This window comes from Bacteroidia bacterium (assembly GCA_041391665.1).
Lineage (GTDB): Bacteria > Bacteroidota > Bacteroidia > J057 > J057 > JAGQVA01.
Genome location: JAWKNO010000001.1, coordinates 815,075 through 840,294 on the forward strand (window position 1 = coordinate 815,075; position 25,220 = coordinate 840,294).

Here is a 25,220-nt window from a genome sequence, read left to right on the forward strand (position 1 = left end):
TGCAAAAATTTTAACTCCGACCAATTTATGAAGCTCTTAGTGTGCATAAGCCATGTTCCCGACACAACTACAAAGATTCAGTTTGAGGCGGACGGAAGTAAGCTTAACAAAACTGGCGTAACTTATATCATTAACCCATATTGTGAATATGGTTTGAGTAAGGCCCTTGACTTACGCGAAGCAGGGAAAACCGTTAACATTACAGTCCTTTGTGTGGGCGGGCCGGAAGTGGAGCCTACACTCAGAAAGGCATTGGCTATAGGTGCCGACTCCGCAGTGAGAATTGACGCCCAGCCTTCCAGTTCAGCTTTTGTAGCTAAACAAATTGCTGACTATGCTGAAGGTAAAGATTTTTCAATAATTTTTACGGGTAAAGAATCCATAGACTTTAATGGTTCAATGGTACCGGGTATGGTTGCCGAGCATATGCGTACGCCATTTATCTCTTATGCTACTTATATGGAGCTTTCCGGGGATAATGCCGCAAAGCTGCATCGTGAAGTTGACGGTGGATATGAAGTGGTTGAGACAAAATTTCCCGTGGTGATCAGTTGCCAAAAAGGTATATCTGAATGGCGTATTCCCAATATGCGCGGAATTATGGCTGCACGAAACAAACCTCTTGCCGTCATCAGTCCCACCGCTTCAACTGAACATATCAGGACGGTGAGGTTTGATTACCCCCCGGCAAAAGAGTCTTGTAAATATTTTGCCACTGATGATGTCTCCGGATTGGTAAATGCACTCGTAACAAAAGGACTGATCTGATTATTGACCCCCTCAAAACCTACTATACATGCCAGTATTATTATTTGCAGAAAACACACACGGTACATTTAAAAAACCGGTTTTTGAAGCAGCCACTTATGGCTATCATCTTGCTCAGTCGATGGGGACTTCACTAATTGCCGTTTCGGTCGGTCAGGTAAGTGATGACGAACTGGTGAAGCTGGGGACTTATGGTGTGTCCACTGTATATAAAGTCGGTGATTCCCGCCTCGATGCATTTGTTAACTCTGCATTTGCCGCAGCAGTCAGTAAAACTGCTCAGGATACAGGTGCAGATGTTGTGGTCATGTCCCAAACTTACCATGGTCGTGCAATTGCCCCCAGAATTGCCGTAAGACTAGGCGCAACGGCGTATTCGGGAGTAATCAGTCTTGCCGACCACGCCAATGGATTTGATTCCCGCAGATTTACCTATTCCGGTAAAGGGGTTGAAGAACTCCAATCAGATCCGGGAAAAATGGTTATAACTGTGAAAACAAATGGTTACACGGTGGAAGAACACCCGGTACCATGTAATATTGAACAAGGCGGCTACAGTCCGGTAAGCGAGGATTTGGACGTAGTGGTCAAGGAAATGGTGAAAGCATCTGAGGGTATTTCACTGACTGAAGCCGACGTAGTTGTTTCAGCAGGAAGAGGAATGAAAGGCCCCGAAAACTGGGGAATGATTGAAGAATTGGCAGGGCTCCTGGGCGCGGCAACGGCTTGCTCCAAACCTACTGCGGATATGGGCTGGAGGCCGCATCATGAACATGTAGGACAGACAGGTATTCAGATAGCCCCCAATGTATATATTGCCATCGGGATTTCCGGTGCGATTCAACACCTGGCAGGTGTAAGCTCTTCCAAAAATATCATTGTGATCAATAAAGATCCGGAAGCACCCTTTTTCAAAATTGCAGACTACGGAATCGTCGGAGATCTGTTTGAGGTAGTTCCTCGTTTAATAGAAGAAATAAAAAGGGTGAAAATAGCTGGTTAATAACTGTTTTTCAGATGGTTATCAGCTAGGAAAATTTCAAATAAGATATTAGATTGGGTTAGGAGTGAATTTGTTATAAATTTGGCAACAGAGTTTAAAACCCTGATAGGTGAAAAAAATTCGATTAGATATAATTGGCTTGTCTTCCAGTCATTCGCAGATTGGGCATTACGCGTTGGTTTTAGGGGAAAGTGACGGTAACCGACGTTTACCTATCATTATTGGTGGTGCTGAAGCACAGGCAATTGCGCTTGAACTTGAAAATATCAAGACCAACCGCCCAATGACGCACGACCTGATTTACAACCTTGCCCGCCATTTTGAACTGAATCTTCTTGAAGTAATTATCAATGACCTGAGTGAGGGAATATTTTATGCCAAGCTAATAATGGAAGTGGATGGGGAAATTCACGATATAGACAGTCGTCCCAGTGATGCCGTAGCTATTGGTGTAAGATTTAAGGTTCCTATTTATACTTATGAAAATGTTCTCCGGGAAGCGGGGATTGTCATTGATGAAGAGGATTCCGGCTCCGGAAATAAATACAAAGATGTAGAAGGTGAATTTTCGCTGGCGGAAATTGAAAAGTCAGAACCCGTTGAAGAAGAACGCACGCCTCCTGTAAAACGCCAGAGTGTTTCCTCTCAGGAAAAACTCAAACAACTGGAGACACAACTGAATGAAGCGCTGGCTGCCGAAGATTACGAAAAAGCAGCTCGGATCAGAGACGAGATCAAGCGACTAAGCGACGACTAAAAAAAAAGGCTGCCTTTAATCAGGGCAGCCTTTTTTTATATCTTTTAGGGTGTTATCCCTTCAGTCTAAATTTAATCGTAACCCGTACCGTTTGTCTTGTCTGCGGCTGCCCAGGCTGCAGTGCGCTGAATCTCCATTTTTTGATCGCATTGATTCCCGCTTCTTTTAACCCGGGTTTGTTGGTAACCCCTACCAACTTCACATAAGAAACAGAGCCGTTCGGTTCCACCACAAACTCAAACTGCAGCTCCCCTTCTTCCTGCACGGTGTACTGTGGTTCGGACAGAGACAGCGGAGCTCGTCCTTCCAGGCCACCACCGGCTCCCGTACCAAAAGAGTACAGACCATTGGGATCCAGTACTTTTACGTTAGGTGTGCCGGCATTGCCAGTGCCATTATCAGAATTACCCTGGTTCGACCCGGACTGTCCGGTATTATTGTTGAAAGTCAGTTCTGGCTTTTCCTGAGAGTTGGTATTGGTTGGGGTAGTGGTAGGCTTAGTTTCCGGTTTAGGTTCCTCTTTGGTCGGTGTAACGGTTTTGGGAGGCGTGGGTTTGGGATCGGGTTGTTTAACCTTTGGGGGTTCTGGCTGGGTAACCGGAGATGGTGCTTTGGTCACTACCGGAGGTTTGGGTGTGGGCGCAGGTTCTGCTACCACAGGTTGTTGAACCGGTTTTGACGTTTGAGGAGGGGTAGGTACCGGATCAGGTACGGCAGGCTGAAAATTATTCACCCGTTTACTACCATTTTTATAATCGCCAAAATCGATGGCGCCCAATACTTCATATTCTTTTGCTCCCGGAGGTGGTACACGGTTTCTGTAAGCCGTCCACATCAGGCTTAGCAAGAGGAGGGTCACAATAATAATGAAAGTAGCGACTCCGCTGATCTTTTCATTTCTTTTTTCCTCGGCGACCAATTCTGGTGTTATCATATTCCTGTTGTTGTTTGTCTCGCCTGTGTAGTGTTACAAAAAAGACAGGCATTCAGACAAAAGATTGCAAAACGTCCTAAATTCCACAAATAAACACAGTAAGTTGCAAAATTTGTTGGATTCTGTAAAGACTTATACGGGAAATATCTTCAAATGATAAACGGAATAAACATTTTCACTTTGTGTTTGTAGGTTTTGTATGCTTCGCCAAAGATTTTTTCCAGTTTTTGCTCTTCGAGGATTGTACCGACAATCAGGTAGAGAAAAGAAATCACCACAAAAATCATCGTATTGGCGGTAAATGAAATCATGAGGTACCCAGTGAGGATTAGAATGGTCGCAAAATAGAGCGGATGCCTCACGTATTGGTTGAGGCCGGTAGTAACGAGTTTGGGCGGCTCATGTTGTTGGGTTTGATTGAATCCAAAAAACTCACCTGAATCATACTGAGAGAAAGCTATGTAACCAGTAACCATCCCGCTGACCATCACAATTATTCCCCCAAAGAACAACCATGGATAGCGGGGAGAAAGCTCAATGTCCGGAATAAAAACCTGAATCCAGACAATGGCACCAAATCCAGCCAGGGAAATAACATTATAACCCAGCCGGTAGTAGCGGTAAAATCTCCCCGTTCGCTGTGCTGCCCACTCTTTTACCCGGGAAGAAGCAAGCAGGCTATGCATACAATAAAAGCCCAGCCAAAGACTGATTAATATGATCATAGACGGGAAATATAAGTAAAACTCCGAAAATTGCCTATTTGCGAAAACCATTTACCCGCAGATATAGGCAGTTCGAACCAGCGAAATGACCATTCAATACTGGCGGAAGGCGATTGAATGTAAATGATTTAGTTTGGATTTTGAAATTTACTTATTTCATAATATTAAAAACAAACGCCCACTTTAATCATTCTTTATTGTGCTGCTCATATTATGAGACCCGAAACACTAAACATTCACCAGTTTATCCGCGAAAAAGAAAAACAGGAAAAGCGGAGACTTGCCTTGCTGATTGCCGAAGTTTGTGTATGGCTTTTTATGGGAGGAATGATTCTTTCCAGGCTCAATGATCTCCGGAAGACGGAAATCGTCTGGACTGAACCTGTTACCCATTATGCCTATACATTTTTTTATCCTGAGGATTCTGATTTTTCTCAGGTTTTAAGTTTGGATTCACTCCGGGATATGTTGGATACGCTCGTTGAAGTGAAAGCCAAAGACGAACCCAATCTCTCTTCCCACCTTTCTGAAGTTCTTACCGAATGGGATATTCCGCTAACTAAAACGGATTCGGAGCCGGATGGAATCAAGGCGTCAAAATCTGCAAAAAAGAAAGCCCGTCAGGAGAAAAAAATTGAAAAAAGGATTGAACAGCTTTCTCCAGAACAGGCCAGAATGTCTTTGTTTGGCGCACAACTTCCTGCATTTCCTGGTGGAAATACAGCTTTAAACCAGTTTATTCAACGTGAGTTGCGCTATCCGATTGCTGCAAGTGAAGAGTCTGTAGAAGGAAAAGTCTTACTCCGCCTATGGGTGGAAGCCGACGGGAAAATCACGGATGTCTCCATCGTTGAAGGATTGGGATATGGTTGCGATGAAGAAGCCTTGCGGCTTGGCAACCGGATGCCCAGATGGAAACCGGGAGAAAGGCAGGGAAGAAAAACGGCCATGGCTGCCTATATCCCGGTAGTATTCTCGCTTTAATTTTTTAGTAATGTGGCGATTGCTACGGCCAGTTTGCGATATCCTTCTGCATTGGGATGAAGCCCGTCGTAAAAGAATGATTCTTCAATAGTTCCTTCTGAATTTAGGAGGACACTGCCGGGGTCTGCATAACCGACATTCATTTTGCCGGCCAGTTGCGCCAGTTTTGTATTAAATCCCGCCACCCTCTGGTCATAGTTTCGTCTGGGGTAGGTCCCAAATAGAAGTATCTCTGCCTGAGGTTGGCGCGTTTTTACAGCATTTACCAACAGTTCCATTCCCGCGATAATTTCTTCGTCTGAATTCAAATGGAGGTTGTTGGTGCCAATGTGAATCATGACTTTTTCAGCTTTGTAGCCGTCCAGTTCGCCGTGATATACGCGCCAAAGCACATTTTCCACCCGATCCCAGCCATAGCCAAAGTTGCGTACGCCCAATGGCTCAAGGTATTTGTCCCAGGAGTCGGCACCTGTACGGCGTGGACCGACGGGGTTTCCGCCCCAGAAGTGAGTAATAGAATTGCCCATATACACGATACGGGGTGGTTTTTCGTGGTTGAGTTTCAGTATTTCCCTATGCCGTGTTTGCCAGTCGTAATTATCAGGCTCGCGGTATTGGGTAACCGGGCGAGTTGTGGCGAAATCGCCAACCGGTTCATTGAGAATCATCCGGAGTGATTTTTCATACCCGTTGGCATGGCTGAGCATCCCCAGGTCATTGGGATGCGTACCATCTACGGTTCCGTCCAGTTCGAGTGCCAGCGCTTCGCGTGTAAGCATATAGATATTGTTTACCCCTTCTGATTTGAGCTGAGAAAAAGCCTTTTCGAGGGAAGCATTGACCGCAGTGTAAGCCTCTTCGCGGGAAGGCACCGTAAGCCCGTCGGTATAGCCTGCATGTTGCGTCAGGAGAATCGGCACACCAGGTCGCTTTTGCTGAAGGGTGCGAACAGAAGTGATGATTCTGCTGCGGAGCTCTTCGTCAGAAAACCGGCTGGGAACCATATTGGGGAGGCAGTCAAGGACAAAAACTTTTGCATCAATTTCGGCGATGAGGCTGATAATTTCGGGTTCCAGGCGACCATTACCAGAAAAACCGAGGTTGATGAGCGGACGATCCATTTTCCGGCTGAGAATAGCTGTCCACGCCATGCCTGGCCTGGAAGCACAGCCGCCCTGGGCGATGGATGTCCCGTAAATCACGATTGGTTTGTCCTGTCTCACAGGCAAAGGGGTAAAAATCGCCGTGTCAGCCGTGCCGATTTCGAGCCATTCCACCGAATTGTAAAGCGGGAGGTAGAGTCTGTATTCGCGGCCTCGCTTATGAAAACTATCATTGGGGCGCAGCCCGTCAAACACATAGGAGATTGTATCGCCAAAGGAATATTTCCCGTGGCACCAAAGCTCTTTTCCCTCAGCGTCAATCGCGTACATATCCACTCCACTTACACCGGTGGCAGGCATATGCGGCATTTGCAGATTCGGGCCGACGTGATAACGCACGCGGATGTCGGAAGAATTGGAAAAAAAACGGATCATCAGCCCGGCAGAATGACGGGACAGGTTCCACACGTCGGTTCTTGCTGTTTTTTCTGCCCGGGCCGGCAGCCTGTCATAGGTTTTGGCTACTTCGCCGGGCCAGGCCTGACCTTCAACGACCGGAAATCCGGCAGTGGCGGGATTCCACCAGCGGAAGCCGACAGACTGAGCGGAAGCCGAAAAACACAGGGTGAGGAAAACCAGAATCGGGAAAAAAGCAGCGCGAGGTTTCATAGGTTCAGAAATTGAGTGGAATCGAGACAGCTAAGTTTAAAAGATGGATATGTTTCGGTGAATTTGCTATATTTTTTTGGATTGAAATTTTCTTTTAGCCATTTTATCTCAAATGCTTTTCCTTCTTCGAACTGCTCTTCTACCATAAAATCCACCTCTTTCTGATCGTTTGTGCGCCAGAACTTTATCTGGTCGGGCTTGAAATTCAATGTATTCTTCGAGCGAGAGGGAGGATAGGTTAAAAATCCGCTTTCTTCCCGCCAGTGAGTCTATGAAATTTCTGTCTATATAAAATGCGCTACTGCTGGTAGCAATGATTTTTACATTGCCTTCGTACTGATCATAAATAAATTTCAGAAAATTAGTCGGATTTCGAGCGTATTGTACTTCGTCGATCAAAAGGTAAATAGGGTGTTCAAGGGTTTGTTGCAGCGTAGTGGGAGGTGTAACCGGAATATGGTCGAATATTTTTGAAGGGTGCAGATTTACACTGTCAAGGATCCGATAATCTTCAAATGTAAGATACCATACCTGTTTATTTTCACGAGTAAGTTTTTCAAATAACCATCTGAGGATGGATGTTTTCCCCACTTGCCGGGCACCCGTTATGATCGCATGTCGTTTGCCAGGTATATGCCTGATAATCTGTGAGTTAATGTGGCGTTGCCTTATCATTGGATATTTTTGGGGTGCAAACCCAGAAATATCGGATAATTTTGGGATTACCAACCGAAAATTATCTAAATCTCACGAACAGGAGATAAAAGCGAGGGCATCATAATATTTGGGATGCTGGAAAAAAATCAGGAGATTTAAATATCCTGATTTTGAAGGAAACCGAATCTTTATACATCAGGAAACTTCCGGAGTAAAACACAAAAACAATGAAAAAAACTACAGTTTTAGGACACAGTACGCTTAATATCAATCGAATAGGCCTTGGTTGCATGGGGATGTCAGAGTTTTATGGCACTTTTGATGAGGGGGAATCCATCAAAACTTTGCACAAAGCCATTGATCTGGGGATCAATTTTTTCGATACGGCTGATATGTATGGCTGGGGAGCAAATGAACGTTTACTGGGGAAAGCATTTAAAGGACATTGGAACGAGGTGATTTTAGCCACCAAATTTGCCGTGATGCGTGGCCCCAATGGGGAGTTTCTCGGAATCAACGGCAAACCTGAATACATTCAGCAGGCATGTGAGCAAAGCCTTCAGAATCTGGGTATAGAGGCGATTGATTTGTATTATATGCATCGGAAAGACCCCAAAGTGGAGATTGAAGAAATTGTGGGTGCAATGGCTGATCTGGTGAGTCAGGGAAAAGTAAAATATATTGGTCTTTCTGAAGCCGACCCTGAAACCATTCGCCGTGCGCATGCGGTTCACCCCATTACTGCCCTCCAGACAGAATATTCCCTTTGGAGCCGTGAGCCGGAGAAAGAACTTTTTGATGTTTGTAAGGAACTCGGAATCACCTTTGTCGCATACAGTCCGCTGGGACGAGGTTTTCTGACAGGAGCGATTAAAAGCCGTGCGGATTTTGAAGAAGGAGATTTTAGACTTCGCAATCCTCGTTTTACAGACGAAGCGATTAGGGAAAACTTAAAATTTGTTGAGGTGGTTGACCGGATTGCACAAAGCAAGGGGGTAACGAAAGCACAGGTTGCCCTGGGATGGATACTGAGCCAGAATGATGAAATTACCACTATCCCGGGTACAAAAAGTATTCACCGTCTCGAAGAAAATTTCGGCGCATTCGATGTGGTGTTAACGGAAAAGGATTTGGCAATTATTGAAGAACATTTGCCTTCAGTAACAGTGGGTGAAAGGTACTGAAAGAAGTATGGAATCATGCCAGTCGGATTTTGCCGGCAAATAAAATTTTTCCAACAAAAAACCCCGGCAATATTTTACCGGGGTTTTTTGATTTCTTGTGGAGCATAGCGGAGTCGAACCGCTGACCTCGTGACTGCCAGTCACGCGCTCTAGCCAACTGAGCTAATGCCCCATTGTGAGCACAAATGTAAAATATTAATTCTTAACGTCCAACATCTCTTCAAGAACTTCCTTCCTTCATTTTGCGTTTTCTCCGCTCATAGGCATACCCCAGGATATTCCGGACTTCTGTAATCATTCGCAGTACCTCCGGTTTTTCTATTACTTCCCCTGCATATATAACCTGGTCGCCGGTAAGAGCTGTCTGAATGAGCACTTTCTGCTGCTCTATGGAAAATCCCTGAATACGGCTGATATCTTCTCTCAGCTCCGTAGTGGTTTTGGTACGAAGCGCGTAGGTATCGTCAGGATCAAGGTATTTTTTCCATAGCAGATTTAACTCATCCAGTACTTTTGCCTGATCCTGCATTTGTTCCAGCCGGCGAATCTGTCGTTTGATTCCTCCCCATTCCTGTTGAATCCGGCGGAGTGTAAGGTATCTCTGAATCGGCTTTCTCAACAGGATAGCGATAATCACAAGCGCAAAAAGTGTCGCGAGAATAATCCCAAATATGATGATATAGTTGGGCGGGTCTTGAAGCCCGATGATATCCCCGCCATTTTTGTAACGAAGGTCATCCGTTACTTCTGCAATTCGCTCTACAAGGCGAATGGTGTCGCTGGTGATATATTCTTTTATAGAATCTTTTTGCGATATCCAGATAAAAGGCAGATTAACGGCCTGGCGGGGGTATAATTCGAAACTTCGAAGGGTGTAGTTGACGACATCCCAGGAAACCTGATTGACGGTACGGGTAGGCTCTGCATCAGCGCGTACAAACTCAAAAGGCGCAAATAGCCGCGGATCGCGGGGAAAAACCACCACGCTTCCCTCCGGATGTTCGATGGCCATTCGCAGTACGACCGGTCTTCCAATCGCCATTGTATCGGTAGCAAATTCGAGATTTGCACGGATCGTCTGACCCTCCACAAATTGCAGGATCAGGCACCAAAAAGCAGCAAAGGCTACATATCGTACATGCAGTTTTTTCATACTTTTCTACGGTTCCGCTGTCTGAAGAATTTTTCCAGCTCAGGGATATAGTCCTCTTTGGTGTTAATGGGAATGTAGCCGATTTTATTTCTTTTGCAAATATCCTGAAGGTTCTGGTCAATTCGGCTGAAACTTTCGTTGAGTTGTTTGCGATAACCTACATCCCCGGCATTGAGCCAGCGCTGGCGGTTGGTTTCGATATCGATCACAGGGATGGTTCCTGTTCCCATATGAAAAACCTCATTGGGATGAAAAAGCCGGATCAGGATAACCTCATGTTTCTGGCTGACCTGGATCAGCGACCTTTCGTAGTCTTCATCCAGAAAGTCAGAAATGATGATCAGAATACTTCTTCTTCGGAGCGTGTGTTTGACAAAATCGAGGGCAAAGTTAATATCGGTTTGCTCGCTTTTATTTTCATGTGTCAGCACGCCTCGCACGATTTTCAGAATATGTTTTCGCCCTTTATTGGGTTTATAATATTTTTCCAGCCGGTCGGAGAATGTTGCCAGCCCGATTTTGTCATTATTTTTCAGGGCGGAGAAGGAGAGAATCGAAGCGATTTCCATACCGATCAGGCGCTTATTTTCTTCAGCTGGCCCAAAATCACCGGAACCGCTTACATCAAAAAGTACAAACAGTGTTTGTTCCCGTTCTTCGCGAAACTGTTTGATATATACCTGTCCGGTTTTTGCGGTAACGTTCCAGTCAATCGTGCGAATATCATCGCCGTATTGGTAGGGGCGTACTTCATCAAATTCCAATCCCTGACCTTTAAAAGCCGACTGATATTCACCCGCAAAGGTATTTTCCACCATTTTGCGGATTTTGATTTCCAGGCGTCGTACTTTTTTAAGGATTTCTTTCATTATTCAGTTTGTATTTTTTTCGGTGGCTTCGGGAATTTCGTTGGCTGAGAGAAATTCGTTGGCTTCGAGAACCTCGTTGGCTGAGGTTCTCGAAGCCAACGAGAGCTACAATCAAACCGCGATAGGCGCAGAGATGGCGGGATCCGGGTGGTAGTTTTTGAGTTGAAAATCTTCAAATTTGAAACCGAAGATTGATTTTACCTCCGGGTTGAGTTCCATGACAGGAAGTTTTTTGGGTTCCCTGCTGAGTTGAAGTTTTACCTGATCGTAGTGGTTGTGGTAAATATGTGCATCGCCAAAAGTGTGGACAAAATCGCCGGGTTGGAGGCCGGTTACATGCGCCATCATCATTGTGAGCAGCGCATAAGAGGCAATATTAAAAGGTACGCCCAGAAAAAGGTCTGCACTTCTTTGATAAAGTTGGCAGGAGAGTTTGCCATTTGCCACGTAAAACTGAAACATGGTATGGCAGGGAGGGAGCGCCATATTTTCCACTTCAGCTACATTCCAGGCGTTGACGATAAGGCGGCGTGACTCAGGCTTATTTTTGATCATATCAACCACTTCTGAAATCTGGTCGATTTTCCGGCCATCAGGTGTGGGCCAAGAACGCCACTGCACACCATACACCGGGCCGAGTTCTCCATTTTCGTCGGCCCATTCATTCCAGATTCGCACGCCGTTTTCCTGAAGATAACGAACATTGCTATCGCCTTTGAGGAACCACAACAACTCGTGGATAATCGACTTCATGTGTACTTTTTTGGTAGTGACGAGGGGAAACCCTTCACTGAGGTCAAACCGCATCTGGTAGCCAAAGACACTTCGGGTGCCCGTGCCTGTGCGGTCGCCCCGGTCTGTACCATTTTCCAAAACATGTCGTAGCAGGTCGTGATATGCCTTCATTCGAAATAGGTTTAGTCTTTTGAAATCCGTTATTTCGTACATCAAAACTAATAAATTATCTGTCGGTTTGGTTGTACATTCACCTGACCGGACAAACAAAGATCATGAAAAGTAAAAAAGTCTCTGATTCCTATACGCTCAAAACCGAACTGGTATTACCTAATGACACCAATAATCTTGGGAATCTTATGGGGGGAACCCTGCTTCACTGGATGGATATCATATCGGCGATTTCAGCACAGCGGGCATCCAACCGCACCGTAGTAACTGTTTCGGTAGACTTTGTAGAATTTCGGGAGGCGATTCCTTTAGGCACCATTGTGATTTTGGAGGCAAGAGTAACCCGCACTTTTACCACATCTTTGGAGGTGCGGATAGATGTCAGTTGTGAAAGTCTTCAGACGGGAGAGCGTACAGTAAGCAATACAGCCTATTATACATTTGTAGCGGTCGACCAATCGGGTAGTCCCATACCTGTAAAACCAATAGTACCAGAAACTGATCAGGAAAAAAAATGGTACGAAGAGGCCCTGGAACGCAGAGAAATGCGTCTTTTGCTTGCAGGAAGGATCAAACCTGAAGAAGCTGTGTATCTTTCGAAGCTTTTGGCACGGAAGTAGAAAGAAATTGTAAATTCACGAGGAAATTACTAATTTATTTCCCGCTTTTCCCCTCAGAGGTTCCATATGCATTTCATGTTGGTATCCGCGAAGTAAAAGCAGGAAAGAATAGGGACAGATACAGATTCACCTACAGAAAAATTCTGGTTTGCAAATTAAGGTCTGATGCAAATGCATCCGATGAAACGCGAAAATTTGCCGATCAGGGCGAATAGTTTGGCTAAATGAATTATGAATTTGTATCTCGCAATGTCGTGAGATATGTACTCACCGGTAAAGAAGTTTTTGTATGCTTAAGCAGAACCAGCAGTTAAAACTGCTACAGAAAATATCTCCACAGCAGATCCAGTTTATCAAACTGCTTCAGGTTCCTACGGCCTCGCTTGAGCAAAGGATTAAGGAAGAAATTGAAAAAAATCCGGCACTGGAAGATGGCCAAATGGGATTTGGGGACGAGCCCCACAATGATTATGAAGATCTGGACAGAAAGGGAGATGACGATATCAAATCCGATGACAAGGAAGATATTTCCAACAATGAGGTGAGTCTCGACGATTATCTCGTCAGTGACGGTTATGATTATAAAACCAGGCTTCCTTCCAGCGGTGATGATGAAGATGAAGAATACGAGGCGCCCATTGTACAAATGAGCTCGCTGTATGATTTGCTCATGGAGCAAATTTCCCTGATACCCTTATCCGAACACGAAAGACTGATTGGCGAACATATCATCGGTAATATTGACGAGGATGGCTACCTGCGCGGACGTGGAAATGTAGATCCGGTCAAAGCTATTGTCAACTATATGGCTTTCCGCCAGAGCCTTTCCACTACAGTCGAGGAAGTGTCTCATGTTTTGTCCAAAATTCAGGAGCTGGACCCTCCCGGCGTAGGTGCCCGCGATCTCAAAGAATGTCTCCTGCTCCAACTTAAGAAAAAACCTCACAGCGAAGAGGTGGATGTTGCGATTACGATTATCGATAAATACTTTGAAGAGTTTAGTAAAAAACATTTTAATAAGCTCAAATCGCGGCTGGGCATAGATGAGGATATGCTCAAAGATGTGTATTCCCTTATTATTAAGCTGAATCCCAAGCCAGGAGAATCTCAAAGTGTAATCAAACATGAGTATATTATTCCGGATTTTATTCTTACTACAGAGGATAATAAAATCAATATTCGCCTCAACAGCCGGAATGCCCCTGACCTTAAAGTGAGCCGCAACTACGTGAATATGTACCGCGAGTACAAAGCCATGGAAAAAGCGCGCAAAAGCTCATCGGTAAAGGAAACCCTGGACTTCGTAAAAGCCCGTATTGAGGCAGCACAATGGTTTATTGACGCTATCCGCCAACGCCAGTTTACCCTTCTGAATACCATGGAGACGATTGCCGAAAAGCAGAAAGAGTTCTTTCTCTCCGGTGGTGAAGAAAACAAACTCCGGCCCATGATCCTCAAAGATATTGCAGAGGAAATTCAGATGGATATTTCTACCGTAAGCCGGGTAGCCAACAGCAAATATGTACAGACAGAGTTTGGTATTTATCCGCTGAAGTTTTTCTTCACGGAAGGAATCGAAACCGAAGATGGCATCGTCTCCAACCGTGAAGTAAAGAAAGCGCTGGAGGATATTATTTCGGGTGAGAGTAAACGCAAACCGCTTTCTGATGACAAAATCGCCGTTTACCTCAAGAAAAAAGGCTATAATATCGCAAGACGTACCGTGGCCAAATACCGCGAACAACTTGGCGTTCCGGTAGCCCGTCTCCGTAAAGAGGTGTGATTTATGGAATATTTCCGGTGGCTGAGGTTACTCGAAGCCCCGGAAATATTCCCAAAAACTACCGTAGCACCGTAATCGTTTTGCTCTCCTGCAATTCCTGCCCGTCAAAGTCGCGGGCTTTCATCACATATACATATACTCCCTCCGTCACAGTTGCTCCGGCAAGATTTCTCCCATCCCATTCAAAGTCGGGGTTGTCTGATGCAAAAACCAATTGTCCCCACCGGTTAAATATTTGTATGCTGAAGTCTGAAATGTTGTAATACCCGACTTTATAGGTGTCGTTTATTCCGTCCTGGTTTGGTGAAAATGCATTTGGCAAATAAACGCCCGTGAGTTTCAGCACTTCAATCACTGTAGTTTCGGTTCTTTCACAACCATTGATATCAGTTGTTGTTACTTTTACTTCATATTTCCCCGGAAAATGATACTCGTGGGTGGGTTCATCCTGGTCTGAAGTGCTTCCGTCTCCAAAATTCCATTGCCAGCTCACAAGACCAATACTGGATGCGGTAGTGAAATCCACAATTGCCAGCGGAAGATCCACCTTTGTCACATTAGAAACTATCTCCAGCTCCTGGTCAGGAAAAACAGCTGCATTTACAGGTACCCGATCATTGATACAGCCTTCCAGTGATCTTCCCATGACATAATAAGTCGCTTCGTAGGGCAGGGGAGGCGTTGTAAAGCTATTACCTGTATGAAAAGGCCGGTCATCATTGAGGTTTTGGTACCACTCGATGGTAATATCCTGCGGCGCGACTACCCGTAAGGTTGCCCTGTCACTAAAACACGCGGTATCTGCGTCTATCCTGCTAAACTCTGGCAGCGGATAAACCACTACTTCACGGCTCCTTACCGATGCGCATCCTGAGTCTGAAACCGCTGAAATCGTTGCTATATAATTCCCTGGTACAAGATACCTGTGGCTGGGATTGGGCAGGGTAGAATTGGCCCCATCTCCGAAGGCAAACAGATAATCAGTGATAGTGCCGCTTGCCAGCGTAGTCTGGTTAGTAAAATGTGTTGTATCTTCCAGACACTCCCGGGTCGAAGCAAAATCTACATTGGGTACAGGATTGATAACAATATTCCTGACGATAGTATCGACACAGTTTTCGGAGGTCTTGATAGCAAAGACAACCGGGTAGGTTCCTGGCCCTGCTGAAGTAAAATTATTTCTGGGCGAAGCCACATCCGCAGTCCAGCCAAACCCAAAGTCCCAGTGCCATTCCACCACAGGGGTTGATGAACTGGTTGTGGAAATATCGATAAACCGCGTATTTTCATTCGCACAGTTATCTTCATAGACAAAGTCGGCGATGGGTTCGGGATAAACATTTACCTCTCTCACAAGCTGATCACTACAACCTTTTCCGGTGGTGACAGTCAGCGAAATCGTATAAACACCTGCGGTCTGATAAACATGCCAGGGCCCTGACCAGTCAGAACTATTGGCGCTGCCGCTGCCAGGGTCTCCAAAATTCCACTGGAAAGTCTGGATATAGTCCAGCGAACCCGCGACTACAGAAGAATTTGAGGTAAAAACCACGCTGTCCTGGCAGGCACTTTCCACCCGGAAATCTGCAATCGGATTAGGATTGACAAATACTGTCCGGGTAAAATTGTCAGTACAACCATTATTGGAAATAGCAGTGAGCGTTACCGGGTAATAGCCATATTGAGGAAAAACATGGGCTGTGTTTCCCCCTGAAGCCGAAGGCGAGCCGTCTCCAAAATCCCAGTTTAGGGAAGCAATGGATCCGCCATTACCAATACTAACATTCTGGGTAAAAACATTTGGCAGCCCTTCACATACACTTGTGAAGTCAAAATCGATTACCGGCACTGGGTCAACCGTCACCATCATCGTAACTGAATCCCGGCACCCATTAGAAGAAGATACCACCAGTTTGACCGGATAGGTTCCTGCTACTAAATAACTGTGCAGCGGGTTTGACTGAGTAGCCGTTGCCCCATCGCCAAAACTCCACAGCCAGTTGGTGATAACGCCATTGGAAAGCAGAGAGGCATCTTTAAACACGGTTTCGGTCCCCTGACATACCTGTGGCGCAACAAAATCAGCGACAGGCTGTTCATAGGTTTTTACAGTTGCCGTTGCCGGTATTCCCGGACAACCCTGGCTGTCAAAAGCAGTTACTGACAAGGTGGTATCCTGGGAAATACCTGAAAGCGTAATGGCCGCATTATTCCATGCATTGGCAGACCAGAGATAGTTTACGCCGCCAAATGCAGTAAGGGTCGTTGTTTCTCCCGGACAGATATTAAGGTCGCCGGTAATTTGGGCCTGTGGGCCTTGTTGTACCACAACTGTAACAAACTTCTGGTCACTGGAGCATCCGTTATTGAAAGTAACTACAGAGTATGTTGTATTGACATTGGGCGATACGGTAATGTTTGCCGTTGTTTCCCCCGTACTCCAGAGATAGCTGGTTCCTGGCCCGAGGTTGCCCACGGCCTGAAGCGTGATGTTTTGGCCAATGCATATTATAGGGGTAGCAGGGAGAATATCAGTTTGTAAGGCAGGGTTTACTGTTACGGTAACATAGTCGTAGGTGGTACAAATACCGTCAGTAACGGTAAGCGTATAGTTGGTGGTGGTTTGAGCAGAAGTTCCGTTGGGCAGTGTGAAGGTAGGCTGCGCGATGGTGTCATTGGTAAGCGCAGTGTTGGGCGTCCATAGGTAGCTGAGACCCGGCAGAGCCGGCGTGCCCAGAGTAAAATTGTAATTGGAGCAGATCGTAACATCCGACCCCGCATTGGCTATTACACCTGTAGTGAGATTGGCTATCCCTCCAAGGTTAACTTTGCAACCAAAGGTATCCTGAATACTCAGCCCATAGAAATAAGTGTTAGGTGCAGGATAAAGGTGCGTAAAAGACGAATCGCCCGTATTCGTATTAAAGGGCAGGTTCCCATTCCCGCTCCACTGGTAATTTGTGAAAATATTCGCATAAGGGCTGGGGATCGTGGAGGACGGGAGGGCAGCAAAAGCCATTTCATTACAACCCACAGGAATAGCCGCTGCGCTGGATGCTGCGAGCACGTCTTCGACATAGACGATAATCGTAAACTGATTGAAGCCTGGGATCGGACACGCATCATCCTTTACGGAAACAACAAAGAAAAATGCACCATCAGTACCAGGAGGAGGCGTCCAGCAAAATTTTGCGACAGGTGTGGCTCCTGATACAGTGTCAATAACTGCGGCGTTGGAAGCATCCGTAAAAGTCGCGCCGGCTATACCGTGATTCCAATAAATCTGGTAATCGAGGTTAGGATCCTGAGAAATTACGGGAATCTCAAAGCAGGTTTCTATCCCGGCACAAGTTCGCACCTCATTGTATGAAAGCGAATTGGCCGGGACTTCATCTACTCCCAGCGCTACGTTTTGTACACCACCAGTCAAAGGATTTGAGGAATTGCATGCCGGAATTACCGTAATCTGCATGTCACGGGTTACCTGGCCGATTTGCTCTCCGTTTCTCCATTCCTTGACCACAATACACATCACACCGATCACCTGGTTGCCTGTAGGGTTGGGTGTCATGGTAATATCTCCGGTGAAAGCGTTGATGGAAACTGCCCATGACGTACCAATAGGCTGGGCTGGACTGAAACCTGCACTATATGTTACAGGAACTCCTGCAGTGTTCATACAATCCCCCAAATGGTAAGAAAGAGAATCGCCGTCTGGGTCGTATGCTCCCTGGTTGAATGTGAAAGGTTGCCCCGCACAAACATAGGGTACAGGTTTGTTTAAAAATTGAGGCGAGCTATTGCAGGAACTAAGAGAGGGTTTAATTACAGTCGAACCTGTGTATATCCCTTCATCAGCTGCGCCTGAGTTGATTACAGAGTTTCTGCAGCAGGAACCCCATTCGATGAGAAACGAATCACAGGCTGCGGGGACATTACAAAAGCTATAGTCCCGGTAATATACCAGTTCTGCCACGCCATTTATCGTCGCGGAAGGGTTTGTGGGGTCACAGCGGGTCGGGTGGGGGGTTCCGGGTGGCGGGTTTAGCGCATCAGGACAAAGCGGAGTTACTTCGCTGTATCCATTAAGGACCCAGCCTCCTATAGGCGCAGGAGGGGCGCAGCCTGCCGGGCTGAATATACTGAACCCCGCGGTAAGATTTGCCCATGCAGCGGTAGGCGCATTGGCATTGACTGGCGGTAGGTAAATGCTCATCGCTGCCCCCGCACAATCGTAATAGGACTTATGATAAATCCGGTAAGTACATGGACCGGTACACTCATATGAAATGTCGATCCCCATCTGGTGAGTTGCTTGTAGCGCCCCCGAAAAGATTACCAGTAAACATAAGAGTAGAAAATGTTTCATAGACACAGGGTTGATGTGTTTGCAATAAAATATGCCCGAATCTTTGCGACAGATTCGAGATACCATGATCAGGTTTGTATATCCGGAATTGGATAAAGTAAACTTAGTGAAAAAAAATACAGAACCGAATATTTTTTTTCATACTTGTCTGTAAATCAATTTTTTATGACAAAATATTTCCTTATTTGTGCGATAAATATGGAAACTGTAAATGTAAGATTACCCGTTCTGTTGATGGTAGGTTTCAGCGTATTTCGGGAGCTGGAAAGCAGCATCTACGGAGGGTTTATATGCCCATTATCGAAAGGTTGATTACCGTAGTTCTGATTATTTTGGAATACCTGATTTTTGCTCTTTTAGGAAATTATATTTAAAAATGCAGGGTTCTTAGCAGTTTATATATGTAATTTCAGAAGTATTTAGTAACCCTTAAGATAAGGTTGAAAATTCTTTTCACTTATTCGTAGGTTTTTATTAATAATTAAAATCCCTACTTTTGTTAAGTTGGATGTATTAATTCATTGTGTGAATGATATAATTTCTACCAAAAACTACATGAAATCCGCAGTCTTTTTCTCTAAGATCATCATTACCGTTGGTCTGATGTTGAGTTGGTTCTCTTCATCAGCCTCGCACTTTATGGGTGTCGATATTACATATGAGTGTCTGGGAACCTGTATTTATCGGGTGTATCACAGTACTTATTTTGATTGTTCGGCAGCACTTACGCCTACCCCTGTAGGTTCTCCCGGAACCAATCCACCCGGTGCTCCTTCTATCGGGACAGTAGGGGTTCCTAATTTTCCCGGACAGTTGTGTAATCAGCCCGTTGCTGTTGGCAACTGGGTGTTTGTTTCCTATACGGAAGTAACACCTATTTGCCCTACAACCTCGACGGAGTGTACGGTTAACAATTCGCCTATTCGTGGCGTTGCAGAGGTAAAGTACTATCGTGATTACGATTTTTGTAATACAAACTGCGACGTATATACGCTCACATGGGCCAGTTGTTGCCGCAATGGCGCCATCAACTCTCTGACGAATCCGCTGGCCGCAGGTATTTACTCAGGTAGTACGCAGATCAATACAGCGATTACCCCCTGTAACAGTTCCCCTCAGTTTGCCAATCCTCCTGTTCCTTATCTGTGCCAGGGGCAGACTTATACCTTTAATCAGGGAGCTTTTGACCCGGATGGGGATTCGCTCGTTTATTCCCTCGGCCCTTGTTTTGATGTAGCCGGTGTTCAGGTAGCGTATGCACCCGGATTTACACCTACACAGCCTTTGGGTGCTCAGTGGAATGTTTCGATCAACTCTCTTACAGGTGATATTACCGTTACGCCAAACCCAACGGGTCCTGCATTGGTTGCCGTGATGTGCGTGTATGTAGAGGAATGGCGAAACGGTGTAAAAATCGGGCAGGTATTCCGCGATATTCAGATGACCATTATCGACTGTAGTTTGTTTGGTCAGGTGAATAATCCGCCGATCATTGATACGCTCATTAATCTTTCTCCCGGTGCAACGGCAAATGGTCTCACTGTTACAACCTGCGCCTGTGATGAGGTTTGTTTTGATATACCTAGTTCAGACCCTGATCCCAACCAGAATTATCTTATGTTCTGGAACGCCAACGTGACGGGTACATTTGCAAATGCACTTAATCCAACAGTGCCGGTTGATACTGTATTTGGGCCGGGCCCGGGGCTTACGCCAACAGGCCAGTTCTGCTGGGTCCCTACCAAAACGGGGGTTTATACCTTCCTCGTTACTATCCAGGATGATGGCTGCCCGCTTTTGGGACAAAATCAGTTCTCAATCGTTATTGTTGTGAATAGTTGTTCTCTTGATCCTTATGCTTCCACTACTGTTGTAGGGTGTTATGATGTGCAGTTTGATGGAATTCCGTGTGGTGGTGCGCCTCCATTTACCTATCAATGGACTGGAAACGGTGGCCTGTTTGGTACCGGCCCCAATCTTACCCATAGCTATGGCGGACCAGGTAACTATAACTATACACTTACAATCACTGACTCTACAGGTACAAGTTCTTCTACATCAGGGAATATTGTGCTGACCAATACTTCCGTTGCTGATGGTGGACCTGATATTACTCTCTGTCCTAATCAGGTCGGAACAATCGGAACTCCCGGTTTGCCCGGTTATACCTATAAATGGACTTCTCCGACAGGTTTGGGATGGTCTGGTACGCCTAATCCTACGACTGCTTTGGCGAATGTCGCATTTAACAACACTACCAATAACCCGATTGTCCTTCCATTTATTCTTACAGCGACTGACCCCAATGGATGTATAGACATTGACTCTGTGCTTGTTACTTTCCAGGGTAAACCAATCTCATCTTTCAGTGCTACCAGCCAGGTCTGTGTGGGAGAAATCGCAACTGTTATCTACAACGCTCCTTCCACACCTGGGGCAATTTACCACTGGGATTATAATGGCGGTACAGGTACCAGTATCGGCCCCGGCCCTCACCAGGTTTCATGGAGTACGCCTGGCACAAAAAATCTTAGCCTCTGGGTTAATATTAATGGCTGTATTTCTGATACAACTTTTAAAACAGTCGTTGTAAACCCTATACCAACTGCTACTTTTACAGCTACCAGCCCTGTATGTGCTGGCCAGCCTTCATTGATCACCTACACAGGTTCTGCCAGTACAATTGGTTCTACTTTTATCTGGGATCTTGACGGCGGCGCAGGCCCGGGTGGAGGATCGCCTTTTGGCGCAAGCTGGGTATCACCTGGCCAGAAAACGGTAACTCTTCAGGTAAGTGCCAAAGGCTGTCTGAGCCCACAATTCTCGCAAACAGTTGATGTATTCCAGGTCCCTACTTCTGCCTTTAACCTTCAGGCGAGTGCTTGTGAAGGGGAAGTTATTCAAGTGGTTTATACGGGTTCCGGTACCTCAACTGGCTCCTACGCATGGAATTTTGACGGCGGGCAAATTGTGAGCGGATCGGGTAATGGCCCATTCCTCGTTCAGTGGCCAATTGCTGGACCAAAGTCTGTTTGTCTCCAGGTTGAAGAAAATGGCTGTATTTCCAATCTTACCTGCAAAACAATCAATATATCAAGTGAACCTGTTGCCTCAATCGCACCGGTAGCCAATCAGTGTCTGAGCGGAAACAGCTTCAACTTTGTGTATAACGGAGATGTGTCGGATAGTTATGCATGGAACTTCGGTGCGGACGCAAACCCAGCGGTAGGCAGCGGCCAGAATCCGGGGGCCGTCAGCTACCTCAATCCGGGCGTGAAAACGGTATCGGTGGTCGTTACGCGCAACGGATGTGTGTCTGACACAGCGAAAGTAACTTTTGAAGTCATCCCTGAGCCATCGGCCAATTTCACAACCTCGACGACGGAGATCTGCTCGGATGAGTGTATCACGTTTAGTTATAGCGGAATTCCAGTGGGTGCGAATCAGTCCTATGTGTGGAACTTCGGCAGCGGGGCGATTCCTCCGAGCTCGAGTCTGATCAATCCACCGTGTGTGGACTTTACGACACCGGGGGTACGTACGGTGAGTCTGGCGGTAACGTATAAAGGCTGTACGACGACGAGCAGCACACAAATCACGGTCAAAGGCCGTCCACAGATCAGCGCAGGGGCGGATGTGGCGTTCTGCGAAGGAGATGGAGGCGCACTGATCAACGCCTCGGTAACGGGGGGCACTGCGCCATATTTCTACTCGTGGACGTGTAGCGACCCGCCAAACTGCGGACTGAGCAGCAATGCGGTTCAGGACCCGACGGCCAACCCGCACGTGGCCCAGGCGACCGACACGGTGGTGTACTACCTGATTGTCAATGATGTGAATGGTTGTGTGAGCAATATCGACTCGGTGCAGGTAACGGTGAAAGCCAAACCTCGGATGAATGCGGGTCCGGATGTGTTCCTGTGCGAAGAAGGACTGGGCGACTTCCTCAACGGCAGTGTGGCCGCGACCAACCATGCGCCCCAACCGATCAGCTACCACTGGCAGCCTTCTTTGGGTCTGAGCGACCCGAATGTGCCCAATCCGTATGCGCGCCCAACCCAGACGACGATCTACACGCTGGTAGGCACATCGGTGAATGGGTGTAGTTCGGATGTCTGACCCTCGATACGCTGAGCACGGTAACGGTACATGTCAATCCGCTGCCGGTGGCTTCGGCCGGACCGGACACGGCGATGTGTGTGGGCGACCAGATTCAGCTGCAGGGTTTTGCCTCCGGCGCAGGGCCCAATTATCAGTACTTCTGGACCCCGGCGACGCCGGGAACGATCTCGAACCCCAACTCTGCGACGCCGACGATCCAGCCGTTGCAGACGACGACCTATACCTTGGTGGTATTGTCCAATGGCTGTTACAGTGAAGGCGATCAGATCGATGTGATCGTCGATACCAAGCCGACGGTCGATGCCGGTCAGAATGAATCGATCTGTCTGGGCGACAGTGTGATCCTGCCGGGCCGAGCCGATGGCGACCCCGATGCGACGTTCTACACCTACCATTGGAGTCCGGCCACGGGGTTGAGCAATCCGAATATTGCCCAGCCGCTGGCCAGCCCTTCGACCACGACGACCTACACCCTCGAAGCCAGTTCCAACTTCGGTTGTGGCTCCGACCAGGATGTGATTGTCATCACGGTCAAGCCGACGCCGGAGGTGCAGGCCCTGAGTGCCGACACCGTGATCTGCGAAGGCGATGAAATCGTGCTGCGGGCGACCCATAGCTGGACAACCCCCACCGGCAGTCCGGTGGTGTACACCTGGACCCCGGCCAACCAGATCAGCGGTTCGCCTTTCCTGCCCCAGGTAACGGCTTCGCCGACCCAGACGACCCTTTACACGGTGCAGGCTTCGGTGGCTTCGGCGGACTGTCCGACCTTTGACCGGGTACTGGTAACAGTGAGTCCGAAAGTCGTGGCGGGCGTGAGTGCCGACACCACCCGGATTTGTAGTGATGAAGAAACGCTGTTGACCGCCACGGGCGGACTGGGCAATGCGACCTATACCTGGTCGCCCGCCACGGGTCTGAGCGATGCCGGCACAGCGACGCCGATGGCAGGCCCCGATACGACGACCACTTACACCGTCATTGTCAGTGAGGGTGCCTGTGCTGATACGGCAGATATTACCATTGATGTCAACCCGACCCCCAAGGCCGGGTATTTCACCTCGGCACCGGGCGGTTGTGCACCGTTGGTGGTCTCGTTTATGGAAAATGCCGAAGGCGCCATCAGCTTTGAGTGGGACTTTGGCGATGGCAGCGGCGTGGTCAACGGGCCCAACCCCACCCATGTGTTTGAACTGCCGGGCAGTTATACCGTAACGCTCAAGGCCATTGGCGTGGGCGGCTGTGGCGATGAGATCACGATGGCTACCATTGAAGTATCCGAAGATATGCTCGCCGATTTCCGCTCCGAGCCCGCAGCCAACGAGACCTTATCCTTGCCAGGGGCGACGGTAGGGTTTATTGACCTGTCGCAAAACGCCGTGTCCTGGTTCTGGGACTTTGGCGATGGCAATGTGTCGAGAAATGCCAATCCTACCCATACCTATGAGCAGCCCGGAGAATACACCGTCAAGCTGACTGTTACGGATGTCAATGGCTGTGTCGAAACGGTAGAATACAGCAGCTACAAAGTGGTCATACCTGAAGTGATGATTCCCAATGTGTTTAGCCCCAACAGCGATGGCATCAATGATGTCTTCCGGGTGCAGTACAATGGCAATGAGCCCTTTGCGGTGAAGGTATTTGACCGGTGGGGCAGAGGCTTTTTCACGGCCGATGCACCCGACAAAACCTGGGAGGGTACCGATGAAAATGGCAACAAGGCCCCGGAAGGCGTCTATTTCTACGCCATCTCCATCGGCGACAAAAACTATACAGGTAATGTTACGCTGGTGAGATAAGCTGTAAGCATAAAAATATAAAACAGAGAGGGCTCGCTGTCAGCGAGCCCTCTCTGTTTTATACAAACAAAAAGGGTAGTTTTCACTACCCTTGTTATAAAGAACCTCACAAATCAGCCCCTCGTTCCGATTACGCAGCCACTTGCTCTAATCGTTCAAATTCTTGAATATCTCTTAACTCCTGTACCCTACGGATACATAGTTGATCATTTGCTTTTGAGTGAAGAATTCGGGAAACAGTACCTAAAGAAGTTTCAGGATCAATCCATATAGCCTCAAGACTCCGGGGAATGATCATGGGCATTTGGAGCCCAAATCTACTGGCATGCCCGGTAGCCTGTGTTGTTATGATTGTAAAAGTACTTAGTGTGCTTCCATCTTTATTTTGCCATAGATCATAGATACCGGCAAAACAAAAAGTTTGGTTATTGGAGAGAGAAAGTTTAAAAGTTTGGTTTCCGGTCGGGCTTTCTGTTTCTACATAATACCCGTCAGCAGGAATAAGACAGCGCATACTGCGCACAGGAGACTGATAGGCCACATTATTGAATACATGATCAGCGGCAGCAAAAATCCTGCTTTTGCCTTCTGTAGAACTTTCAGCCCAGCGGGGAATAAAACCCCATCGGAAGAATTTTAACCTGATTTGATCATATTCATTTATTAGAACAGGCGCAAATTGTTGTGGATAAAATTTTCCCCCTTCAAGAAGTTGAAGGCTGGGAAGCGAACTTCCAGGGTGGTTTACCGGGCTGTAGTGGGAGTTAAATGTGTAATTCGCTAACATGATTAGTATCCCGTTTGATTGATTGAAA

General features: G+C 47.0%; 18 protein-coding genes and 1 tRNA gene. 9 read left to right on the forward strand and 10 right to left on the reverse strand.

Going from position 1 to position 25,220, the window contains the following annotated elements:
- The first annotated feature begins 27 nt into the window (after positions 1-27).
- The 3 genes from R3D00_03425 to R3D00_03435 all read left to right on the forward strand — a co-directional run bounded on the left by R3D00_03425 (position 28) and on the right by R3D00_03435 (position 2,528).
- Positions 28-768 carry an electron transfer flavoprotein subunit beta/FixA family protein gene (locus tag R3D00_03425; protein MEZ4772208.1) on the forward strand — a complete coding sequence of 247 codons (741 nt, stop codon included), beginning with the start codon at positions 28-30 and terminating at the stop codon, positions 766-768.
- Positions 769-796: 28 nt separating this feature from the next.
- Entirely contained in the window at positions 797-1,771 is a 975-nt protein-coding gene (locus tag R3D00_03430; GenBank protein MEZ4772209.1) for an electron transfer flavoprotein subunit alpha/FixB family protein, read from the forward strand.
- A 109-nt stretch (positions 1,772-1,880) separates the two neighbouring features.
- Positions 1,881-2,528: a bifunctional nuclease family protein gene (locus R3D00_03435; GenBank protein MEZ4772210.1), complete on the forward strand. Its 648-nt coding sequence runs from the start codon at positions 1,881-1,883 to the stop codon at positions 2,526-2,528.
- Positions 2,529-2,580: 52 nt separating this feature from the next.
- On the opposite strand, the gene R3D00_03440 is transcribed toward R3D00_03435, so the two are convergent.
- Together R3D00_03440 and R3D00_03445 are read right to left on the reverse strand one after the other, a co-directional pair.
- Complete coding sequence (locus R3D00_03440; protein ID MEZ4772211.1) at positions 2,581-3,462, reverse strand: TonB family protein; 882 nt, start codon at positions 3,460-3,462, stop codon at positions 2,581-2,583.
- 149 nt (positions 3,463-3,611) lie between these two features.
- Positions 3,612-4,187 (reverse strand): isoprenylcysteine carboxylmethyltransferase family protein, encoded by a 576-nt coding sequence (locus tag R3D00_03445; protein MEZ4772212.1) that lies wholly within the window; start codon positions 4,185-4,187, stop codon positions 3,612-3,614.
- Between the two features lie 213 nt (positions 4,188-4,400).
- Here R3D00_03445 and R3D00_03450 point away from each other — a divergent pair, with 213 nt between their 5' ends.
- Positions 4,401-5,171 carry an energy transducer TonB gene (locus tag R3D00_03450; GenBank protein ID MEZ4772213.1) on the forward strand — a complete coding sequence of 257 codons (771 nt, stop codon included), beginning with the start codon at positions 4,401-4,403 and terminating at the stop codon, positions 5,169-5,171.
- On the opposite strand, the gene R3D00_03455 is transcribed toward R3D00_03450, so the two are convergent.
- The gene (locus tag R3D00_03455) at positions 5,168-6,943 is read right to left on the reverse strand and encodes an SGNH/GDSL hydrolase family protein (protein MEZ4772214.1); all 1,776 of its coding nucleotides are present in this window, start codon (positions 6,941-6,943) and stop codon (positions 5,168-5,170) included. The genes R3D00_03450 and R3D00_03455 overlap by 4 nt on opposite strands.
- 108 nt (positions 6,944-7,051) lie before the next feature.
- Positions 7,052-7,618, reverse strand: coding sequence for an AAA family ATPase (locus R3D00_03460; protein MEZ4772215.1), 567 nt, complete (start codon positions 7,616-7,618; stop codon positions 7,052-7,054).
- 209 nt (positions 7,619-7,827) lie between these two features.
- Between R3D00_03460 and R3D00_03465 the strand changes: the two genes are divergently transcribed.
- On the forward strand, positions 7,828-8,784 hold the full coding sequence (locus R3D00_03465) for an aldo/keto reductase (protein MEZ4772216.1): 957 nt from the start codon (positions 7,828-7,830) through the stop codon (positions 8,782-8,784).
- Positions 8,785-8,882: 98 nt separating this feature from the next.
- Here R3D00_03465 and R3D00_03470 read toward each other — a convergent pair.
- The 4 genes from R3D00_03470 to R3D00_03485 all read right to left on the reverse strand — a co-directional run bounded on the left by R3D00_03470 (position 8,883) and on the right by R3D00_03485 (position 11,712).
- A tRNA-Ala gene (locus tag R3D00_03470) sits at positions 8,883-8,956 on the reverse strand.
- A 48-nt stretch (positions 8,957-9,004) separates the two neighbouring features.
- Positions 9,005-9,937, reverse strand: a complete 933-nt coding sequence (locus R3D00_03475; GenBank protein ID MEZ4772217.1) for a hypothetical protein — start codon at positions 9,935-9,937, stop codon at positions 9,005-9,007.
- On the reverse strand, positions 9,934-10,806 hold the full coding sequence (locus R3D00_03480; protein ID MEZ4772218.1) for a DUF58 domain-containing protein: 873 nt from the start codon (positions 10,804-10,806) through the stop codon (positions 9,934-9,936). Before R3D00_03480 ends, R3D00_03475 begins: the two co-directional genes overlap by 4 nt.
- A 111-nt stretch (positions 10,807-10,917) precedes the next feature.
- Positions 10,918-11,712 (reverse strand): thymidylate synthase, encoded by a 795-nt coding sequence (locus R3D00_03485; protein ID MEZ4772219.1) that lies wholly within the window; start codon positions 11,710-11,712, stop codon positions 10,918-10,920.
- Positions 11,713-11,816: 104 nt separating this feature from the next.
- Here R3D00_03485 and R3D00_03490 point away from each other — a divergent pair, with 104 nt between their 5' ends.
- Positions 11,817-12,332 carry an acyl-CoA thioesterase gene (locus R3D00_03490; GenBank protein MEZ4772220.1) on the forward strand — a complete coding sequence of 172 codons (516 nt, stop codon included), beginning with the start codon at positions 11,817-11,819 and terminating at the stop codon, positions 12,330-12,332.
- 289 nt (positions 12,333-12,621) lie between these two features.
- Positions 12,622-14,115, forward strand: coding sequence for an RNA polymerase factor sigma-54 (rpoN, locus tag R3D00_03495; GenBank protein MEZ4772221.1), 1,494 nt, complete (start codon positions 12,622-12,624; stop codon positions 14,113-14,115).
- Positions 14,116-14,173: 58 nt separating this feature from the next.
- Here rpoN and R3D00_03500 read toward each other — a convergent pair whose 3' ends face one another.
- A complete protein-coding gene (locus R3D00_03500) occupies positions 14,174-18,484 on the reverse strand; it encodes a PKD domain-containing protein (GenBank protein ID MEZ4772222.1) in 4,311 nt (1,436 codons plus the stop codon).
- Positions 18,485-19,039: 555 nt separating this feature from the next.
- Here R3D00_03500 and R3D00_03505 point away from each other — a divergent pair.
- The gene (locus R3D00_03505; protein MEZ4772223.1) at positions 19,040-22,603 is read left to right on the forward strand and encodes a PKD domain-containing protein; all 3,564 of its coding nucleotides are present in this window, start codon (positions 19,040-19,042) and stop codon (positions 22,601-22,603) included.
- 416 nt (positions 22,604-23,019) lie between these two features.
- Positions 23,020-24,405 carry a PKD domain-containing protein gene (locus R3D00_03510; protein MEZ4772224.1) on the forward strand — a complete coding sequence of 462 codons (1,386 nt, stop codon included), beginning with the start codon at positions 23,020-23,022 and terminating at the stop codon, positions 24,403-24,405.
- Between the two features lie 130 nt (positions 24,406-24,535).
- Here R3D00_03510 and R3D00_03515 read toward each other — a convergent pair whose 3' ends face one another.
- Positions 24,536-25,192 carry an SOS response-associated peptidase family protein gene (locus tag R3D00_03515; protein MEZ4772225.1) on the reverse strand — a complete coding sequence of 219 codons (657 nt, stop codon included), beginning with the start codon at positions 25,190-25,192 and terminating at the stop codon, positions 24,536-24,538.
- Positions 25,193-25,220: the final 28 nt, after the last annotated feature.